Below are 19256 nucleotides of genomic sequence, written 5' to 3' on the forward strand. Positions count from 1 at the left end.
CGCCCCAGTTCGCTGCGCAGTTCCGCTGATGTGAGCATGGCGGCAGGCAAGGAGCCCAAGCCGCCCGCACGGGTCACGGCCAGCGCCAGATAGCTGCCCTGCACACCGGCCATCGGTGCCTGAATAATGGGATAACGCATCCCCAGCTCGGCAAACAGGCTCATCCGTTCACCCCGAGCAGCATTGCCCGCTCTTGCGGGCCAAACCGGTTGTTGCCATCCATCTGTCAGACTCCTTTCTGATAACCGTGGTTACACATCAGGCCCGCAAGGGGCCCGATGAAGAGAGTGGAGGCTTAACGCACGCTGCGCAGCAGGAAATCCGGCTGACCACAGGAGCGACGCTCACGCTTTTGCATCTCGGCGGAGCAGGTGACCGCATCCGTCCCCTCTTTATTGACGCAGATGTAGATCTCCCGCAGGAAGCGGCCACCATCGGCGCAAGCCACCGTGATGTTGTCGGGAGCCAGCCACTGGTTGGCGCTCGCCAGATCGGCCTTGAGCTGGAAACTGGTTTTGCGCAGAGGCTCTTCCGGGGATTGATAAGCCGCCGGGATCTTCACCTTCTGGCGCAGATCGCTCGCCAGCTGATGGAAGGCCTGCTGGCTCAAACCGGAGCAGGTACCGTGCTTCTCCCACTCATGGCGATAGAGGAAACGGCTGGGGTAGAGGTCGGCAAACTCGCTCTCCATATCGGGATTGAGCCGTTCGCGGGTGCAGCTGCTGGGATAACCGCGATCGTACTGGGGCCAAAGACCATGCAGCACGAACCCCAGCTTGCGGGAACACTGGTCCCGATCCGCCGGTTTGACGGCGCAATGCTCGGGCGACCAGGAGAGCGCCATGGCGTAATAGTCAAACTCCCCCGCCTCCCCTTTGGCCTGCACGGCCGAGGAGAGCAATAAACCACCCGCCAACAGGGCAATCATCTTCTTCATCTTTATATGTCCATCTAACGCGACTCGGGATAACAGCCATGCTCCCATATTCTGGCGACCGGAAACAGCCATGCCGAAACGGCATACGACAAGGGTCAGACCAGTCAGGGGTTTCACCAGAGGGCGAGCAGGGGTAAGCTGACCGACCGGTAGGCTCCTCGTCCACCACCAGATAATCCCTCTTGGCAACCACAGGATGTAACATGATCCGCAAGAATCCCTCCGGCCATCTGCCTGTCATCGACGAATCCGCCTATATCGACAAGACCGCCATCATCTGCGGCAAGGTGATCATCAAAGAGAATGTCTTTGTCGGCCCCTATGCGGTGATCCGCGCCGACGAAGTGGATGCCAACGGCGAGATGGAACCCATCGTCATCGGCGCCAACTCCAATATTCAGGATGGAGTGGTGATCCACTCCAAATCCGGTGCCGCCGTCACCATCGGCGAGTACACCTCCATCGCCCACCGCTCCATCGTCCACGGGCCATGCGAAGTGGGGAACCGGGTCTTTATCGGCTTCAACAGCGTGCTGTTCAACTGCCATATCGGCGATGGTGCCGTGGTGCGTCACAACTCGGTGATCGATGGCTGCGATCTGCCGCCGGAGTTCTACGTCCCCTCCACCACCCGCATCAACCAGCAGAGCGATCTGACCCATATTCCGCGGGTTTCAGTGGATGCCGCCGAATTCTCCGAAGACGTGGCCCATACCAATATCGATCTGGTCAAAGGGTACAAGGCGCTCTCCAACGAGTTCTGATCCCTTTCTTTATTACCAGAGAACAAAACGGGCGCCGAGGCGCCCGTTTTTCATCTGACTATCTATGAAGGCTAGATGGCCCTGACGCAGATGGCTGCATGAGCCTCATCCGCCAGATCCCACAGCGGATCACCAGTGCTCAGGTCGAGCAACGGCAGCTCACCATCGTCATTGGCAGTCGCATCGCTGCTCCAGTAGCGGTTGTAGAGCGGCCACCCCTGCTGCTGGAGCAACTGATCCGTCGCGCCATCCTTGTTGTAGGCGGCAAACAGCACCTCCAGCTCGGCCCGGGTCGGCAGACGCCAGTCATCATGACCGCGCGCCACCTGCTGCTGGCAGTAATCCCGCGCCCGCGCCTGACCCATGGTCACATACTCCAGCGGGAAGGGATTGTAGTCGCCATCGCTGTCACTGCTCACACCGTCATAGGAGATGGACAGACGATCCGCCTCGTCCCTGGTCAACTGGCAGACAAAGGCAAGCTTGCCCGCCACCAGCTCGGGTTGACGACAGCCCCGGGCAAAATCGGGCTGGGCATCGACCACCTGCACCGTCACGTTCAACGTGTGACGAGCCGTGGTCACCACCAGTCGTGCCGTACCGACCGCCACACCGCGCACCTCGCCCTGCGGACTCACGGTGGCGAACTCCGGCTGTTCGCTGCGCCACTCAACAGGCCCATCGAGCGGGCCGAGAGAGCCATCGCTCAGTTGCCACTGCAGTTGCAGAGGAAACGTCCGCCCCATTTCCAGCTGAGGCTGGGCAGGCAGTACCGCCAATCCGGTGATCACGGCTCCCACCGGAGTAGGGTCATCCACCTCACTCACCCCTAGCTCAGCAACCGTGGCCGGAGTGCGGCGCGGCTCGGCCGATGCGCTGCGCAAAAACTCGCCGATGGCATCCAGCTCGTCATTGCTGAGGCCAAGGGCATGCAGGTGATCGGAGGCTTTGGGGAAGAAGGGATCATATTGATCCGCACCGGTCGGGAAGCCGACCCCGCTGCTCCACTTGGTCACGCCAAAGTTGTACATGGCCACCACCCCCTGCACCGAGCTGCCGATACGCTGGGTCAGGATCGGGAAGATGCCGTTGTGCATATAGGGGCCGGTAAAGGCGACGTCCCGCAAGCTGGGGGTCTTGAAGCGACCGATATCTGCCTTATTGCGTGTCTGCAGGAAGCGCCCGCGATCTTCCAGCTTGCCACGACCGTAATAGGTGAGCCCCACACTCTCGAACCCGTACTGACTCAACAGCGGGCCGGAGTGGCAGTTCATGCAGCGGCCATCGGTGCGGTAGAGGTGCATCCCCCACAGCGCCTTGTCACTGAGTGCCTGACTATCCCCTTTGACGAAGCGCTCAAAATCGCTGTCTCGGCTGATGATGGTGCGTTCGAAGGTGGCGATCGCCTTGGCGATCCGCTCCAGCGTAATCCCCTGATCGCCAAAGGCGGTGGCAAAAGCAGCCTGATAGTCGGGGCTGGCCTGCAAGCGGGCCAGCAGTTCGTCATGACTCAGCGCCATTTCGATGGGGTTCTGGATCGGGTGAAGCGACTGCTCCTCCAGCGTGGCGACCCGCCCATCCCAGAACTGGGTCGAGCTGAAGGCGCTGTTGAGGATGGAAGGAGCGTTGCGATTCCCCTTCTGGCCCAGATGACCGACCGAGACGCTCAGGCCGTCGCTCCACCCCTTTTGCGGATCGTGGCAACTGGCACAGCTGATATCCCGCCCCTTGGAGAGCTGTTTGTCGAAAAATAGCTGCTGACCCAGCACCACCTTGGCCCGGCTATAGGGGTTGTCGGCCGGAAAGGGAACCGCCGGCAGCGGCCCCAGCTCCTGCCATTCCACCCCGTCATCCACCCGGGCGGCGGGCCATTGGGCTGACGCGCCGCTGTACTGGGCGCGCAGAACCGCCATGTCCGGCTTGCTGCTGTCGCGCACCACGGAGGGTCGCACCGGATAGGGTGCCAGCGCATACCAGAGCAGACTCCCCTCCCCCTCATCCAGCCAGGTTCGGGTCGCAAGTTGATAGAGACTAGGTTGACCCGCACCATCCTGCAGCCAGATCTGGGCGGGCAGGCCAACAGCAAAGGTATTGGGATAGCGCCATGCCGACTTGTCACTGCTCAGCAATCTCTCGAACTCGGTGAGGGTCGGCAGGCGCCAGTCGCTGCGGCCGCAAGCGGTCAGCCCCGCAGCCAGTTGTGGCTGGCTGGCAACCGCCAACGCACTGGTGTCACTGCCATAAAGCCAGTACTGGCTGCCCTTGACCCCGCCGACTGGGCGCACATCGTGCAGGCACTGCCAGGGGCCACGCACCACCAGCTGCCCCTGCTCATCGAGGCGCAGCAGATCTGCCGTCTCCGGCTCGTCCGGCTGGCTGGGGTTGGCGGGATAGAGCTGGGTGCGGGCGGACTGGATCTGGGCACTGTTGCTGCGCTGATACCAGCTGCGCGCCTGCTTGTCATCGCGCAGGGCCAACAGCATCTGCCAACTGTCGGCATAGTCGAGCACAGCGCCCGGCTGGCGCTGGGCCAGCAGGAAGGCAGCGTAATCCTCAATGGCCACCTGTTGCTGCACGCGGATCTCCTCTGCCCTGCCCCACTCGGCCTGACTGAGGGAGCCATCTCCGCTCTGATCCGCCAGCAGGAAGAGCGCCGTCTCCTCCTCGTTCAATCCCAGCCGCGGCACGCTGTTGCGGCGCGCCAGAGTGATCCCGGCCGAGAGATCCGCCACCCGCACCGATACCGCTCGCAGCAGATAGCCCTCGTCGCTGCCAAGCAGCTCCAGCGGCTGATCCAGTTGCAGACCTTCAGGCAAGGTGATGCGGGCAAGCTGGCCCGGTTCGATGGCCTGTTGCACGCGGATCCCGGTGGCGACCTGTCTCACCTCAAGCTGTGCTCCCGCCCCCAGTCGATCAGCCACATTGACCTCAATGGTCAGAGGAACCCGGGTATGAGTTTCCGGCGGCACTGTTGGCGGCGTGATGGGCGGTTCGGTCGGCTTGACGACCGGTGGGGTCACCTCGGGTGAGGGGGCCACAGACGTATTGCTGTGATTGTCATTGCATGCGGTCAGAGCCAGCAGGCTGAGCAGTAAAAGGCTGGTTTTCATTCGGTATGGTTGAGTGGTCAGACAAGTGCGCGATTATCCAGCCAAATACCAATCATTATCAATTGCATTCAATTAATATGCTTTTTGACAACAACTTCTTATCAGCAACGCCTTACCACCCGATGAGAGAGGGCAGCCTCTTTGGCTGCCCTCTCTTGCTTCAAACCCGCTTGTCGAAAGCCCGACAATCTTCAGGAGCACTTCTTCAGGCTGATATGCCAGTTGGCACCGGATTGCACCTGATGCTTGGCGGCAAAGCTGTCCATGTTCAGTGCCACCGACACCTGCAGCAGGCTGTTGAGGTAGACCAGCGGCTGACCTTCCGGCACGTCACCGAAGCTGCTGACGTAAGGGGCCTTGCCGTCATATTTGACCACATCCCCTTCGCGGATCTTGATGCAGGCGTTATCCCCCTTGTTGATCCCCGCCTTGGTCAGCAGGGCATCGTCGATATTGGTCCAGACGTTGCCGTACTGCACATCGAGGATCGGGATGGTGCCCTTGAGGGTGCCATCTTTCTCGGCGACCGCAGGCTGATAGGGGATCTTCACCACTTCGGCGGGCAGCAGCGGGCCAACCTGCTCATAGCTGATGGCACCGGAGGCGAGCCGTGCGCCAGTATAGGCGTACACATCGCGGCCGTGGAAGGTGTAGGACTTCTCGGAACCCTTGAGGCGATTGAGTTTCTCGTCAATCTGGCGCACTGCCTCGATACCAAAGTGCTCGGCCACCAGGGTCAGGGTGCCGTTGTCCGGGGTCACGATGTATTGGCCGCTCCTGGTCTTGAGCACTACTGATTTGCGCTCGGTGCCGACACCGGGATCAACCACGCTGACAAACACTGTGCCCTTGGGCCAATACTGCAAGGTCTGGTAGAGGCGGTAGGAGGCTTCCCAGATGTTGTAAGCCGGGATCTCGTGGGTCAGGTCATAGAGCGGCAGGGTGCGATCCACCCCGAAGGCAACCCCCTTCATTGCCGATACGGCACCATCTTTGAGGCCGAAATCGGTCTGGATCACCAGCGCTTCGTTGGCGGCGGCGATGCCGCTTGACAGCATGAGGGCGAGCGCGATGGCGCGGGGAGCGGTGCGAATATCCATATCTGAACTCCTGAATCATCTGAGGATAACGAAACGGCGACAGCCATTTAGACATCTAAACTGCCACCAATGGATTTTTTTGCAAGGGGTTTGCCACAAAGTGAGGGACGACTCGCAGAAATTGTGCTCGCCAAACGTCGGCGGCGGGGGTATCAAAGGCAGAATGGGAAAACGTTTACAATACAGGAGCTCAGCACCATGACACAACCCGAACCGGAGATGATGACCCTGCTGCTGGAGATTGGTGAACAGAGCAGCCAACTCTGGCTGAGCCAGCCAGATGCGGCCCCGTCACACTACCCGCTGGCCTTTGGCACCCACGCCATCCAGCCCGGGCCGTTTCGCAATGCGCCACCCACCCCGCTCGAACTGGAGCGGGCCATCATGGTGGTGGAAGATGAGCTGATGCGCATCGCCCCGCAGATCCCGCCCGGCTTGCAGCTGACCCTGCGCAGCCAGCCATCACTGGCCGAAGCGCTGGGGGACAACCAGATCGACCGGGATCTGGTGGAGCAAGCCTTTGGCCAGCTGGCCGCGATGGCGGAAGGGGATCCTCTCGCCGCCAGCTTGCTGCCCCGCGACGAGCACTTTGCCGCCGTGCTGCTGATCGTCAGGGAGTGGCTGCACCATCTGGCCAGCGAGAGCGTGCTGATCGTGGAGTAGGGATAAATAAGTGGTGAGGGCTTCAGCTTCTGGCAAGGTTTGTCGGTGGATCCTGTCGGGATTTCATTCGCGTATACTTTGCCCGTATGGCGCCCGCGCCCCTATCGGTACTGCACCCAGACACCTATGACCTTATTTTCAGGTAACCCCCCAGCCTTGCGCTGGCCACCGGCGTTTGCTCGCCAGTTCATCGTCAAAGTGGCCGGATTGGCCCTGCTCGCCCTGACCGGGTTGGGCACTGTCTTCTACTACACCTATCTCACTATCCAGCACGACATGGATCTCATCACCGCCAGACAGAAGAACGTGTTCGAGGTCTTCTACCAACGGGCCAAGATCCTCAAGGTGGAGAACATCACCAGCTATCTGGCACAACACCATCTGCTCGATCAGCCACCGCCCCCGAATAGCGTCGGCAGCGACTATCTCTACGGGTATGACCTCAAAAGCAAATACCGCTTTGCCGATATTCCGCTGCAATACCCGGCCGCCAACATCCTCAACACCTTCCGCTATGCCCTCTCCTACCCGGAGGTGATCAATATCTACACCATCTGGAATGACTACCGGCTGATCGGCATGGTGGCCGACAACAATGTGCTGCCCGCCAGACTGGCGCCGATCAAGGTGGATCTGATGACCCTACCCGCCTGGTATCACTACTTCGGTTGCGCCAGCTTTGCCCCCGGCCGCCCTTTGTGCAGCGCCGATGAGGCCTTTGTCTCCGATATCGAGATCGACAGCTTCAGCATGCGCAACACCATAGTGATGTACTTCCCCTTCATTCATCAGTCGGGGCGCGGCGGTTACAAATACGGACTGCTCGGTATCGACATCGCCGTCGATGAAGCATTTAACGATGTGCTGCGCCCCTTCGACACCATCAACCCGACCCGCACCAACATATCGTTTGAAGCCGCCGAGCCCTGCCGCCCGAGGCATCTCTGCCTGAGCAAACCCTTTATGCGCACCAAGGCGGGGGATGATCTCTATCTGAAGTGGTCCTACAGCTGGTTCGATTTCGTCAAGCTGGCCCTGCAAAGTGCGGCCTTCAAGGTCTACCTCATCGTGCTGTTGATGGGCATGGTGGCCTGGAAGCAGATCTACCTGCGGCTGCGCACCGTGGCGCACACCGACCACCTGACCCGACTGCCACGCCGGGATGTGCTCTGCCAGAGTCTGCTCCACGAGCACGACTACCTGATGATCCTCGATATCGACAACTTCAAATCGATCAACGACACCTATGGCCATGGCGTCGGGGATCTGGCACTGGTCGCCTTTGCCCGCCATCTCAGAAGCAATATCCGCAAGGTGGACAGCGCCATCCGTTGGGGCGGCGAGGAGTTTATCGTGCTGTTCAAGGGGATGGAGGATGACGAGATGATGATCCACTCCGCTGGTCGCCTGCTGGATCGGCCATTGGGGATCCCCGAGCTGCCCACCCCCATCACCTTCTCCGCCGGGGTGATCCGCATTCGAGACTACCTCACCGTCACCGAGGCGGTGCATCTGGCCGATGAGCTGCTCTACCACGTCAAACAGCACGGCAAGCACAACATTGCCTGCTACGAGGGCAAAAAGATCCGGCTGATCCGCCCGTTGCCGGACGACGAAGAGGCATAGCCGCCTTCTGCCGCTCCCCCTGCTTCTGTTACCATCGCGGCCACGATCACTCACTGCATCGTGGCCGCAGGCCGCGATAACCCCGACTGGTGCCCCTATGTCCACAGCCTCCTTTGCCGAACTGGCCCTCTCCCCCCGCTTGCAGCAGACCCTGATCGAACTGGGCTATGCCGCACCGACCCCCATTCAGGCTCGCGCCATCCCGGTCATTCTGGCGGGGCGGGATCTGATGGCGGGGGCCCAGACCGGCACCGGCAAGACCGCCGCCTTTGTGCTGCCGCTGCTGGAGCAGTTGCTACAACAGCCACAAGCAGAGCCCCGCCCGATCCGCGCGCTGGTGCTGGTGCCGACCCGCGAGCTGGCGGTGCAGGTCGCCGAGAGCGTGGCGCGCTACGGCCAGGGCACCGGTCTCACCAGCACGCAAGTCTACGGCGGGGTGAGCATCGCGGCTCAGGTAGATGCGCTGAAAAACGGCGTGGATCTGCTGATCGCCACCCCGGGCCGTCTGCTCGACCATCTGCGTCAGGGGGCCTTGAGCCTGGATAGCCTGCGCCATCTGGTGTTTGACGAAGCGGATCGCATGCTCGACATGGGCTTTATGGACGAGATCACCGCGCTGCTCAAACAGATCCCGGTGGATCGCCAGACCCTGCTCTTCTCCGCCACCTGCGACGACAACCTGTTTGCCTTGAGCAAGGTGCTGCTACGCGACCCCGAGCTGATTGAAGTGGCGCCTCGCAACACCACGGCGGCCGAGGTGGAGCAGCGGGTTTATACGGTGGACAGCGATCGCAAGCTGGCGCTGGTCGAACATATGCTGAAAGTGAAAGGGTGGGCACCGGCACTCATCTTCAGCCGCACCCGCCAAGGTGCTGACAAACTGGCCCAGCAGCTTGGCAAGGCGGGCATCAATGCGCTGGCCTTCCACGGCGATCTGTCGCAAAGCGCGCGTGAAAAAGTGCTGCAGGAGTTTCGCGCCGGCACCCTGCAGGCGCTGGTCGCCACCGACGTGGCGGCCCGCGGCCTCGATATCACGGATCTCAACTATGTGATTAACCTCGAATTCCCGTTTGTGGCTGAGGATTACGTCCACCGTATCGGTCGCACCGGCCGTGCCGGCAACAAGGGGCTCGCCATTACCCTGTTCAGCCCGGAAGATGCGCCGCTGCTGGAGAAGGTGGAAGCTGTGCTCGACACCCGTTTGCCCCAGCAGTGGTTCCCGGGCTTTGAGCCGGATCTCACCCGCTTCGAGCCCGAGCCGCGCCGCAACAGCAAGGCGGCCCAGAAGCAGCGCGCCAGAAAGCAGGCGCTCGCTGGCAACAAGGGTGGCAAGGGCAAGCGTTAAGCTTGCCCTGCACCGCCAATAAAAAAACGCCCGCATGGGCGTTTTTTGTTATCTGACAGGGGCCAGCTCTTGGCGAGTAACCCCCTAACGGGTCGCCAGCACCAGTGGCAGGGATCGCAAGATCTGCCGCTCCGCCAGGGTCGAGAGAATAAACATCACCATATAGCCGAGCCCCAGCGCCACGATAATCGCCACCACGTTGGCGGTGAACTCGGCTACCAGATAGTAGGCGGCGACCAGCGCCACTATGCCCGCCAGCCGGATCAACAAACTCCGGGTAAAGTGACCGTGAGCCTTGATATAGGCGAGCTGATAACCGTTAAGCATCATAAAGATGAAGAAGATGGAGAAGTGGAACAGTACAGGCACCGCCCCCACGTAGTCGGCGGGGAAGAACAGCAACACCAGCGGCTTGCCCGCCAGCAGCATCAAGCCAAAGAAGGCCAGACTGACGATGGCGGAGAGGCGGAAGATCCAGCGGCGAATAAGCCTTATCTGGCGATGATCGCCATTGCGCAGATTGACCGCCAGCTCCGGCAGCACAAAGCGGTAGATGGGGAAGACAAACAGGGTGGTCATATAGGTGAAGATGGGGCGCACCACCACCTGAAAATCCCCCAGCTCGTCGATGCTGAAGTGGCGGATGGTGAGCAGCACAGTGATGTAGATCATCAGGATACTGGCCCCCGCCTCCAGCGAGGCGGTAAAGCTCTTCTTCACATAGCTCACCATCTCGGGGCCGAGCGCCACCTTGGCGAGCGGCTTGGTGGCGATGGCCCGGCGGCGCGAAACATACATATAACCGGCGATGGCGAGCGACGAGAAGGTCAGCCCGTAGAAGAGCGAGGCAAGCGCATCCATCCCCAGCCCGAAATAGCAGGCCATAAACAGCAGACCGTTGGCCAGCGGCTCCAGCCAGGTGACTCGGTTGGAGAGCGCATACATCCGGTACATGGCCACCAGATTGGTGAAGTAGACCTTGAGCCCCAGCCCGAAGATGACCCCCACCAGTTGCAGATACTCCACCCGGATATGGAGCCCGTGCTTGATATAGGGGATCACCGCCCCCCAGGTGAGCAGCACGATGCCGATGAGGAAGTAGCGGAAGATATTGATGATGTCCCGATCGTTCTTGGTCTGGGAGTAGCTCACCACCATGGAGGAGCGAAAACCTGTCATCAGAATAAAGGAGAGGGAGATCAAATCCACCACGCTGTTGAACAGCGCCAGCTCCCCCTTGGCGACCCACTGCGCCAGCCACACCTTGAAGGCGAAGCCGATAATGATGCTGACCAGCGAGGCCCACATCCCGGTGATAAAGGCCTGCTTGAGGCGCGCGAGAGAGGCGTATTGCATAACGAAAATGGATAACTTTCAGGGAAAAGAGAGAGGGCCATCTTATGAAAGCCCCGCCCCCTTGAACAGCCTTAATCCCGCCAGCCCCCCAGGTCGCAACGACTCCTTCACTCACCCCCCTTCATCAACCCGAGCTCACAAAGCCAAAGACGCCGTTAAAAACAGCCGCAATTAATCGAATACTCATTTGGTGTAATTGATGGATTTGGCATCCACCATTACCCCTCTTATAGTAGGGCCGAAGCGGCCTCAATCGCTCCCTCCCCACTCATTCCGGACAGGAATCTTATGAACAAACTCACTCTCGCCCAGCTCGCCGCACTCGTGACCGTGCTGCTGGCTATCGTCTGCTGGCAGCTGCCAGCCCCAGCCGGACTGGCACCGGCGGCCTACCACACCGCCATTCTGTTTATCGCCACCATTCTGGTCATCGTCACCAACATAGCGCCGACCGGCTATATCGCCATCCTCTCCCTCGGGCTCTACGCCGTGCTCCATGCCGGTGGCGAAGCGACCCCCAAGGCGGCCATCGAAGGGGCGCTGGTCGACTTCAACCACCCGCTGATCTGGCTTATCGTCATCGCCTTCATGATTGCCAGCGCCTTTGCCAAGACCGGCCTTGGCAAGCGGATCGCCCTGCTGCTGCTCAGCCGCTTTGGCCAGTCCACCCTGCGCTCCGCCTACTGTCTGGCGGTTGCCGACTTTATTCTGGCCCCCGCCACCCCGAGCAACACGGCCCGCGCCGCCATCGTCGCCCCCATTGCCGACTCGCTGGCCAAGACCATCAACAAGGATGACCGCAAGCTGGGGCAGTTCCTGCTCTCCAGCGTCAGCGCCATGAACGACGCCTCGGCGGTCGCCTTCAGCACCGGCTTTGCCGGCAATCTGGCGCTGGTCGGCATTGCCGCCAGCGTCGCCGGGCTCACGGTCGGCTTTCGCGAATGGGCGCTCTATCTGCTGCCGCCCGCCATCGGTCTGCTGCTGATCATGCCGCTGGTGCTCTATATGGTGATCCGCCCCGAGACCCGCGACACGCCGGATGCCCCCCGCTTCGCCCGCGAGGAGCTGGCCAAAATGGGCCCCCTCTCCCGCCATGAGAAAAGCCTGCTCGGGGTCTTTGTCGGTCTGGTGGTGCTCTGGGTCGGCGGCAGCAATCTGGGGCTGGATGCCACCACGGTCGCCTTTCTCGGTCTGGCCGCCCTGCTGCTGCTCGGGGTGCTGAACTGGAACGATGCGAAGGGCAACAGCGCCGCCTTCGATACCCTGATCTGGTTCAGCGTGCTGATGGGGATGGCCGACAACCTGAAACGGGTCGGCTTTACCGGCTGGCTGGGGGATGAACTCTCCGGCTTTATGCACAGCACCCTCGGCGGGCTCGGCACCATTCCCATGCTGCTGGTGGTGATGGGGCTCTACCTCTTTACCTCCTACGCCTTCGCCTCGGCCACCGCCAAGGTGGTGGCGCTGGCACCGGTGATTGCCGGGGCCCTGCTGGCGGTCGGCGTGCCTGCCGAGCTCGCCATCTTCAGCATCGCCGCCATCACCAACGTCGGCTGCAACCTCGCCACCTACTCCCACGCCCGCATCCCGCTGCTGATGGGGATGGGCTATCACACCAGCGCAGAGTGGATGCGCATCGGTCTGGTGATCGCCATCGTGGGCTTTGCCGTGGTGATGAGCATTGGCCTCACCTGGTGGCAGTGGCTGATCTGATAACAAAAAGGGCCCGTAACGGGCCCTTTTGCATAGAGGGTGTGCAGCGTCCATACCGGCGCTGCGCTTGCCACAAGCTGCGGCATTGTTAAAAACAGCGCGGGTCAGCTCTGGGGCGCCGCCTTGATCAACTCCTCGTAGTGATCAATCAGCTCGGGGCCGTGCAGCGGTGAGTCGTGACCGCCGATCACCGTCTTGATCGGCAGCTTCATCGCCTTGAGCCGCTCGATGGTCTGCGGATACTCCTTCACATTGGCAAAGCTCAGGTTGCCCAGCTTCTCCTTGAGGATGCAGTTGCCATAGAGCACCTGCTCGTCGGGGAAGTAGACAAAGATGCCGTCCGGCGTGTGGGCCGGGCCCGCGTAGAAGGCGCGCACCTTGCCCTCTTGCACGGTGAAGTCGCCATCGTGCACCACGTTGGGCAACACCAGCGGCAGATCCGGATACTCCGGCAGCCCCTTGCGGGTAAAGGCGACAATCTCGGCCCAGTCGCTCTTCATCAGATCCCGGGTCTGGCGCGTCGCCACCACCTTGGCCCCGATGGACTTCCAGTAGGCGTTACCGCCCGCCCGATCGGTGTGGTAGTTGGTGTTGATCACCTCCAGCACCGGCTTGCTGCTGACCCGTTTGATCAGCTTGTGCAACTCGCGGGCGGTATCCGGCGTCCAGGTCGCCCCCACCACCGTCACCCCCTTGGCCCCGAAATAGACCATGGAGTTCTCTTTGACGTAGTAGTTGTCCTCCACCACATAGACAGGGCCGCTCACCTGCTTGAGGGAGATCCCCGCCGCCCGCACGCTGCCGCCCCAGAAACTCGCCATCAGCACCACGGCTCCGGCCAACCCGCATTTCATCCAACCTTTCATCATCTTGCTCCCTCGAACCAATCGCCCCCTCGCCACCCCTGTGGCAAGCCGGGCCTTTTAAGCAGTGAGCAGAAGATACGGGGGATTTGTGAGGGGAAAATGAGGTTGTGTGAAGTCTGAGTGAAGTCAGGATCAATCTGCAGCGACCCACTATTCGCGAACGTCCGAATACGCTGCGCCATTCGAACCTGTAACACAGATAGCGGCCCCTCACCCTAACCCTCTCCCGAGGGAGAGGGTTAGGCCCGTGCCAATTCCAAACTCTCATCCCCACCCGAACCTCGTACGTAAAGCACAATCAGCGGAGCCTATTTGCTCCCTTCTCCCCTTGCGGGAGAAGGGCTGGGGATGAGGGGGAGGTAACAATAAGCCACATCATGTAGGGTCGATTAGCGCAGCGTAATCGTCCGCATACCGCCACGCACCGAGTCATGGCAAGACCGCTAATAAATTCCAGATATCAGCAGCCTCTCGGCCACGACCTGTTCGCGATCGTCAGAATCCGCATCTCTAATCTACTGCCCTGCATCATTCCTGCATTATAATCCCCTTCATTAAACAATATTTGTAACTCGAAAGGCTGTATATGTTTCAACATTTGAGAGAGCATAATAAGTACTTGTATCACTACACTAGCACTCACACAGCTATAAATTACATTCTGAAAAATAAAACACTAATGTTTAACTCCCTACGAGGAACCAATGATCCCAAGGAGTCAAAAAATTGGAAATTTGATTTCCATATTTTAGAAAACATCTCGCCTTCTCATGATGAATCAATAGAGTTATGGCAAGAAATATCAAACGAGATAAAAACAAAATGTAAGGTTCTTTGCTTTACAAAAGACATGCCACATTTAGGAAAAGATTTCCTGAATGATATATACCTTAGAGGCTTTGCAAAACCAAGAATGTGGGCTCAATATGGGGATAATCATAAGGGGGTCTGTCTAATATTTGATAGGCAACGCATTGAAACTCTGTTAAAAGAACAATATAGCTCTATAGCAGATTTATATGCAAGTGACATTAAATACAAAAACACTTTATTGAAAGGGGATATATTTAAGAGCCCTTACACTTTGAACTATCCACTTCTAAAAGAGATTGGAATAACAGAGTATGTTCGTCAACACATTGACGAATACAACAACGAACTGATTTTTGAAAAATCTTTGGATTGGCGAGATGAAAATGAATTCCGCTACTTAATGTATATTGACTCTACAGAAAACCAATTCCTTAAATTTGGTAACGCTTTGAGTGGCATCGTTTTTGGCACTGATACCACTGAGGAAGATCAACGTTCAGTATTCCAGGCCACATATAAAGAGGGGATTCAATTTGAGCAAATCAGTTATTCTAACTCTACACCTTGGCTTTCGTATAAAGATTTTCGCATTTATAATAGAAAGTGAAACACCATACAAACATCGAGAGCTCAATTATCTTAAAAGCTGGATGAAATTCGTATTTCATCGTTATTTATATAAATATTGTCGGACGTTAACCATCCCGAAATTGAGCCAATTAGTCAATCACTGTCAGCTTTTAATTCTCCCTGCACTAAAAATAAAAAACCACCCGCATAACGGGTGGTTTTTTCATTATCTCAGAATGAACCCGAGAGATTTAACTCACACCAACAATCACCCCAACGGCGGCGTCCGCGGCGGCACCATACGCTTGCTGCCGGTGGACTCGAAGGCCGAGGCGAAACGCAGCAGGTTGTTGTCGTCATAGGCGCGACCGGCGAAGGTCAGACCCACCGGCATACCGATATCGGCCATCACCCCCATGGGGACGGTGACGGTCGGCACGCCGAGGTGGCGAATGGCGAGGTTGCCGTTGGCCACCCAGATGCCGTTGCTCCAGGCGATATCGGCAGAGGCCGGATTCACGTCCGCATCAGCCGGGGCGACGTCGGCGACGGTCGGGAACAGCACGGCGTCGAGCTTGAGCCCGTCCATCCAGTCCTCCAGATCCAGCTTGCGGGTCTTCTCCAGACCGCGCAGGCCGTCCGGCACTGTGGGGATCTCGTCAAAGCGCTTGATGCCGCGCTTGGCCATATTGACATACTCGTCCATGCCCGCCGCCAGATCGCCCTCGCGGTTAGGCAGGGTGCCCGGATCGTGGGGGAAGATCTTCGGCCCATCAACATCGGCCAGCTTGTTGAGCTTGGGATCGCCATTGGCGCGCAGGAAGTCGTCAAACGCCCAGCCGGATAGCTCCCACAGCTCGTCGTTGAGAAACTCCGGGCTCACGATGCCGCGATTGAACACGGTCGGCGCGCCGGGTCGATCCCCTTCGCAGTTGGAGACCAGCGGGAAGTCCACTTCGATAACTTCGGCGCCAGCGGCTTCCAGCGCCTTGCGCGCATCTTCCCAGAGGGCGATCACGGTCTCGCGGGTATGGATGCGCTGACCGGTCGGGCCGCCGATGCCGGGATTTTCGCTGGTGCCGGCCAGTTCATCCTTGTTGATAAACATGCGCGGCACGCCGAGGCGCTTACCCTTGAGGGCATCGGCCTTGGCAGCCAGCTCCAGATAGGAAGCCGGACGCACTTCGGACGCCTTGGGCAGCTGCACCCAGGGCTGCATGCGCCACAGATCGCCACGGGTATCGGCATCGTCAGCCACTACCACGTCGAGCACTTCCAAGAGGTCGTTCATGGTGCGGGCATAGGGCACCACCACATCCATGGTCGGGGTCAGCGGCCAGTTGCCGCGCACAGAGATGACGCCACGGGACGGGGTGTAGGCGCACAGGCCGTTGTTGGAGGCAGGACCACGGCCGCTCGACCAGGTCTCTTCCGCCAGACCAAAGGCAGAGAAGCTGGCGGCGGTGGCGGTACCGGCGCCGTTGGAAGAGCCGGAGGCAAACGGCGCGGTCAGGTAGTCGGCATTGTAGGGGCTCTCGGCACGGCCATAGACGCCGCGCTGCATACCGCCATTGGCCATCGGCGGCATATTGGTTTTGCCAAGGCAGATGGCACCGGCGGCGCGCAGCCGCTCAACGGTAAAGGCATCGCGTTGGGCCACCAGATCCTTGAAGGCCGGGCTGCCGGAGGCGGCTGTCAGCCCCTTGACCAGATAGCTGTCTTTGGCGGTGTAGGGGATGCCGTCGAGCGGCCCCAGGGTCTCGCCACGGGCGCGGCGGGCATCGGAAGCCTCGGCCTCTTTCAGTGCATCGGGATTGGCGACCACCACGGCGTTGAGTTTGGTGGCAGTCTCGGGGCCGTTGTAGGCCTCGATACGGGCCAGATAGGCCTTGACCAGTTCGACCGCGGTGGTGCGGCCTGATTCGAGCGCGGCACGCAGCTCGGCAATGGAAACCTCGGTCACTTCGATCATTTAGGATCTCCTGTAAAAGGGTGACTGTTTATCATGATGATCGCCGCATCTGCGCTGGCGCTCATCACACTATCAAGCGATAAAACCCCACTGAGTGGGGTTTTGAATACCAACCTCAGCTGGCTTGGAACAGGTTCTTATTTCCCTGAGGGGATTTGCTGAGTAATGCAGTGAATATTGCCACCGCCCAGCAGGATCTCGCGGGCCGGTACGCCGATCACGGTGTGCTCCGGGAAGATCTCTTCCAGAATGCGCTGGGCTTCGCCATCGGTGGCGGCATCCAGCAGCGGGTAGACGATGCGGTCGTTGGTGATCAGGAAGTTCACGTAGGAACCGGCCAGACGGCCTTCTGCCTCGCGCGGCACACCGCTGCCGCTCTCGACACCGGCAGACTCCTCTTCAGTGCAGAACAGCGGGCCCGGCTGGGGCAGCTTCCACACTTTCAGCTTGCGACCCTTGGCATCGACCGCCGCTTCCAGCACCTTGAGGGCGGCCACGGAGCGGGCGTACTGGGGATCGTTCTGGTCGTCAGTCCAGTGCAGGGCCACTTCACCCGGACGCACGAAGCAGCACATGTTGTCGATGTGGCCGTCGGTTTCATCCATGTAGACGCCTTCGTCCAGCCAGATAAAGCTGGTGACGCCCAGATAGTCGCGCAGGTGCGCTTCGATCTGCGCTTTGGTCAGGTGCGGGTTGCGGTTTTCGTTGAGCAGGCACTCGGCGGTGGTCAGGCAGGTGCCTTCGCCATCGACGTGGATGGAGCCCCCTTCCAGGATCAGCGGCGCATCGTAGCGAGCCATGCCGTGCTGGGCCAGCATCTGGGCAGCGACCTCTTCATCCTGATTCCACGGGTAGTAGAGACCACCCTTGTGACCACCCCAGGCGTTGAAGCCCCAATCCACCCCGCGGCACTCGCCGGCAGCGTTGGTAACGATGGTGGGGCCGGTATCGCGGGCCCAGCAGTCATCGCTGTTCATCTCAACCAGAGTGACGTGAGCGGGCATGATGGCGCGGGCCTGCTCCATAAACTGGGCCGGAACCCCCATAAAGACAGGAGTCGCGCCACCGATGGCATCGGCCACCTTGGCGAAGGTCTCTTGCGCGAAGCGACCAGCTACGCGCCAGTTGTCCGGACGAAACGGCCAGATCATCCAGACGGCCTGCTGGTGCGCCCACTCGGCGGGCATGGTGAAGCCGTCGGCGGCCGGCGTGGAGTTAATGGTCTTGATGCTCATCGCAAGGCTCCTTGCATGGATTGAGGCCCCCGTTTACGCCAGATACGGCGCGGGAACCCGGAAAAATAAGAGTGGGTCGCAGATTAAGACGTTGCGACCCCATCCATCAAATGAATAGGATGGATTGTCCCATAAACACGGCGAATAATCCCCCCATGAAACTGCACCAGCTCGACCTCAATCTGCTGCTCGCTTTTGACGCCCTGATGACGCAGGGCAGCGTCACCCGCGCCGCCGAAGCGCTCTTTATCAGCCAGCCCGCCATGAGCCACGCCCTTAACCGGCTGCGCACCTTTCTCGGCGACCCGCTCTTGGTGCGCACCCCGCAGGGGATGCTGCCGACCCCGCGCGCCCAACGGCTGCATCTCGGGGTGCAGCAGGCGCTGCGGCTGCTGGAGCAGCAGCTCAGCGAGGAAGAAGAGTTCGAGCCGAGCCAGTCGAAGCGACGCTTCGTGCTCTGCACCACAGATTACGTGGAGTGTGTGCTGATCCCGCCGCTTATTCAGCGGCTCAGACGGCTGGCGCCCGGGGTCACCATCGAGATCCGCATCCTGCGCGATACCCTGCCCGAAGCCGAGCTGGCGAGCGGCGAGATCGATCTGGTGCTGGGCTTTGACGAGTACATGCAGGTGCCGGGGTATCTCGGCAAGGAGACCTGGCTCACCGAGCCGCTGGCCGGGCTGGTGCGCGCCGATCTGCCGATTGCCAAATCGGCCCCCGCCGGCGCCGAGGATGACCCCTCCCAGTGGATGGAGCGCATCACCTTGCAGCAGCTGATCGCCATGCCCCATGTGTTCCACTCGCCCCTTGGCACCTCGGAGGCGAGCCTCGACCGCTATCTGAAGAGTCAGGGCTTTAGCCGCACCATCTCGGTCAACAGCCAGAGTTATATGTCCGCCGCCGCCATCGTCAGCCAGAGCGATCACCTGCTGGTGCTGCCCAGCATGGTGGCCGAGCTGCTCGCCACCCACTGGCCGCTGAAAAGCCTGCCGCTGCCCGCAGACGTGCCGGATTATCACCTCAACTGCGTCTGGCACCCCGTGCATGCCCAGCAACCGGCACTGGTATGGCTGAAAGATTTGATGAAAGAGCTGGTGGGGCCGAGATGAGGCCGCGGCGTCTGGCATCAGAGATTGATGGAAAAGCCGAGGAAGGGCTGAGACCAGAAACAACAGTGGCTCCCGAG

At 60.0% G+C, this 19256-nt stretch carries 15 protein-coding genes (1 of these 15 cut by a window edge); 7 read left to right on the top strand and 8 right to left on the bottom strand.

What is annotated here, in order from left to right; translation table 11 throughout:
* Both ACTG2S_RS18100 and ACTG2S_RS18105 read right to left on the bottom strand, forming a co-directional pair.
* A protein-coding gene (locus ACTG2S_RS18100; RefSeq protein ID WP_274161890.1) for an NAD(P)H-dependent flavin oxidoreductase crosses the window boundary here: on the bottom strand, window positions 1-164 show its beginning. 883 nt of this gene lie to the left of the window's left edge; 164 of the gene's 1047 nt are visible here — the first part of the coding sequence; its start codon is at window positions 162-164; the stop codon falls past the left edge of the window.
* A gap of 131 nt (window positions 165-295) precedes the next feature.
* Window positions 296-937 carry a ribonuclease T2 family protein gene (locus tag ACTG2S_RS18105; RefSeq protein WP_274161891.1) on the bottom strand — a complete coding sequence of 214 codons (642 nt, stop codon included), beginning with the start codon at window positions 935-937 and terminating at the stop codon, window positions 296-298.
* 203 nt (window positions 938-1140) lie between these two features.
* On the opposite strand from ACTG2S_RS18105, the gene ACTG2S_RS18110 reads away from it, so the two are divergent.
* Window positions 1141-1701 carry a gamma carbonic anhydrase family protein gene (locus tag ACTG2S_RS18110; RefSeq protein WP_005343397.1) on the top strand — a complete coding sequence of 187 codons (561 nt, stop codon included), beginning with the start codon at window positions 1141-1143 and terminating at the stop codon, window positions 1699-1701.
* Between the two features lie 71 nt (window positions 1702-1772).
* On the opposite strand, the gene ACTG2S_RS18115 is transcribed toward ACTG2S_RS18110, so the two are convergent.
* Together ACTG2S_RS18115 and ACTG2S_RS18120 are read right to left on the bottom strand one after the other, a co-directional pair.
* The gene (locus ACTG2S_RS18115; protein WP_274161892.1) at window positions 1773-4811 is read right to left on the bottom strand and encodes a cytochrome c peroxidase; all 3039 of its coding nucleotides are present in this window, start codon (window positions 4809-4811) and stop codon (window positions 1773-1775) included.
* Window positions 4812-5002: 191 nt separating this feature from the next.
* Window positions 5003-5911, bottom strand: coding sequence for an SAM hydrolase/SAM-dependent halogenase family protein (locus ACTG2S_RS18120; protein WP_429076094.1), 909 nt, complete (start codon window positions 5909-5911; stop codon window positions 5003-5005).
* A 198-nt stretch (window positions 5912-6109) separates the two neighbouring features.
* Here ACTG2S_RS18120 and ACTG2S_RS18125 point away from each other — a divergent pair, with 198 nt between their 5' ends.
* The 3 genes from ACTG2S_RS18125 (at window position 6110) to ACTG2S_RS18135 (ending at window position 9545) form a co-directional block, all read left to right on the top strand.
* A complete protein-coding gene (locus ACTG2S_RS18125; RefSeq protein ID WP_319919618.1) occupies window positions 6110-6574 on the top strand; it encodes a hypothetical protein in 465 nt (154 codons plus the stop codon).
* Between the two features lie 126 nt (window positions 6575-6700).
* Window positions 6701-8200 (top strand): GGDEF domain-containing protein, encoded by a 1500-nt coding sequence (locus ACTG2S_RS18130; protein ID WP_439983056.1) that lies wholly within the window; start codon window positions 6701-6703, stop codon window positions 8198-8200.
* A gap of 97 nt (window positions 8201-8297) precedes the next feature.
* On the top strand, window positions 8298-9545 hold the full coding sequence (locus tag ACTG2S_RS18135; RefSeq protein ID WP_439983058.1) for a DEAD/DEAH box helicase: 1248 nt from the start codon (window positions 8298-8300) through the stop codon (window positions 9543-9545).
* Window positions 9546-9629: 84 nt separating this feature from the next.
* Here the strand turns inward: ACTG2S_RS18135 and ACTG2S_RS18140 are convergent, their stop codons facing one another.
* Complete coding sequence (locus ACTG2S_RS18140; protein ID WP_274161896.1) at window positions 9630-10901, bottom strand: hypothetical protein; 1272 nt, start codon at window positions 10899-10901, stop codon at window positions 9630-9632.
* A gap of 288 nt (window positions 10902-11189) precedes the next feature.
* Between ACTG2S_RS18140 and ACTG2S_RS18145 the strand changes: the two genes are divergently transcribed.
* Window positions 11190-12614: a DASS family sodium-coupled anion symporter gene (locus tag ACTG2S_RS18145; RefSeq protein ID WP_274161897.1), complete on the top strand. Its 1425-nt coding sequence runs from the start codon at window positions 11190-11192 to the stop codon at window positions 12612-12614.
* Between the two features lie 104 nt (window positions 12615-12718).
* Here ACTG2S_RS18145 and cphA read toward each other — a convergent pair whose 3' ends face one another.
* Window positions 12719-13483 carry a CphA family subclass B2 metallo-beta-lactamase gene (cphA, locus tag ACTG2S_RS18150; RefSeq protein WP_439983060.1) on the bottom strand — a complete coding sequence of 255 codons (765 nt, stop codon included), beginning with the start codon at window positions 13481-13483 and terminating at the stop codon, window positions 12719-12721.
* Between the two features lie 583 nt (window positions 13484-14066).
* Here cphA and ACTG2S_RS18155 point away from each other — a divergent pair.
* On the top strand, window positions 14067-14900 hold the full coding sequence (locus tag ACTG2S_RS18155; RefSeq protein WP_234916198.1) for a DUF2971 domain-containing protein: 834 nt from the start codon (window positions 14067-14069) through the stop codon (window positions 14898-14900).
* A gap of 231 nt (window positions 14901-15131) precedes the next feature.
* Here ACTG2S_RS18155 and ACTG2S_RS18160 read toward each other — a convergent pair whose 3' ends face one another.
* Window positions 15132-16835, bottom strand: a complete 1704-nt coding sequence (locus tag ACTG2S_RS18160) for an amidase (RefSeq protein WP_274160881.1) — start codon at window positions 16833-16835, stop codon at window positions 15132-15134.
* Window positions 16836-16972: 137 nt separating this feature from the next.
* Window positions 16973-18070 carry an agmatine deiminase gene (gene aguA, locus ACTG2S_RS18165; protein WP_201973491.1) on the bottom strand — a complete coding sequence of 366 codons (1098 nt, stop codon included), beginning with the start codon at window positions 18068-18070 and terminating at the stop codon, window positions 16973-16975.
* 155 nt (window positions 18071-18225) lie between these two features.
* On the opposite strand from aguA, the gene ACTG2S_RS18170 reads away from it, so the two are divergent.
* A complete protein-coding gene (locus ACTG2S_RS18170; protein WP_274160880.1) occupies window positions 18226-19179 on the top strand; it encodes a LysR family transcriptional regulator in 954 nt (317 codons plus the stop codon).
* Window positions 19180-19256 lie beyond the last annotated feature (77 nt).

The organism is Aeromonas sp. 82P (assembly GCF_051919365.1).
Taxonomy (GTDB): Bacteria; Pseudomonadota; Gammaproteobacteria; order Enterobacterales; family Aeromonadaceae; genus Aeromonas; species Aeromonas veronii.

Coding starts and splice junctions, on each gene's coding strand:
- ACTG2S_RS18105 (WP_274161891.1), bottom strand. CDS start 937: ATGAAGAAGATGATTGCCCTGTTGGCGGGTGGTTTATTGCTCTCCTCG.
- ACTG2S_RS18110 (WP_005343397.1), top strand. CDS start 1,141: ATGATCCGCAAGAATCCCTCCGGCCATCTGCCTGTCATCGACGAATCC.
- ACTG2S_RS18115 (WP_274161892.1), bottom strand. CDS start 4,811: ATGAAAACCAGCCTTTTACTGCTCAGCCTGCTGGCTCTGACCGCATGC.
- ACTG2S_RS18120 (WP_429076094.1), bottom strand. CDS start 5,911: ATGGATATTCGCACCGCTCCCCGCGCCATCGCGCTCGCCCTCATGCTG.
- ACTG2S_RS18125 (WP_319919618.1), top strand. CDS start 6,110: ATGACACAACCCGAACCGGAGATGATGACCCTGCTGCTGGAGATTGGT.
- ACTG2S_RS18130 (WP_439983056.1), top strand. CDS start 6,701: ATGACCTTATTTTCAGGTAACCCCCCAGCCTTGCGCTGGCCACCGGCG.
- ACTG2S_RS18135 (WP_439983058.1), top strand. CDS start 8,298: ATGTCCACAGCCTCCTTTGCCGAACTGGCCCTCTCCCCCCGCTTGCAG.
- ACTG2S_RS18140 (WP_274161896.1), bottom strand. CDS start 10,901: ATGCAATACGCCTCTCTCGCGCGCCTCAAGCAGGCCTTTATCACCGGG.
- ACTG2S_RS18145 (WP_274161897.1), top strand. CDS start 11,190: ATGAACAAACTCACTCTCGCCCAGCTCGCCGCACTCGTGACCGTGCTG.
- cphA (WP_439983060.1), bottom strand. CDS start 13,483: ATGATGAAAGGTTGGATGAAATGCGGGTTGGCCGGAGCCGTGGTGCTG.
- ACTG2S_RS18155 (WP_234916198.1), top strand. CDS start 14,067: ATGTTTCAACATTTGAGAGAGCATAATAAGTACTTGTATCACTACACT.
- ACTG2S_RS18160 (WP_274160881.1), bottom strand. CDS start 16,835: ATGATCGAAGTGACCGAGGTTTCCATTGCCGAGCTGCGTGCCGCGCTC.
- aguA (WP_201973491.1), bottom strand. CDS start 18,070: ATGAGCATCAAGACCATTAACTCCACGCCGGCCGCCGACGGCTTCACC.
- ACTG2S_RS18170 (WP_274160880.1), top strand. CDS start 18,226: ATGAAACTGCACCAGCTCGACCTCAATCTGCTGCTCGCTTTTGACGCC.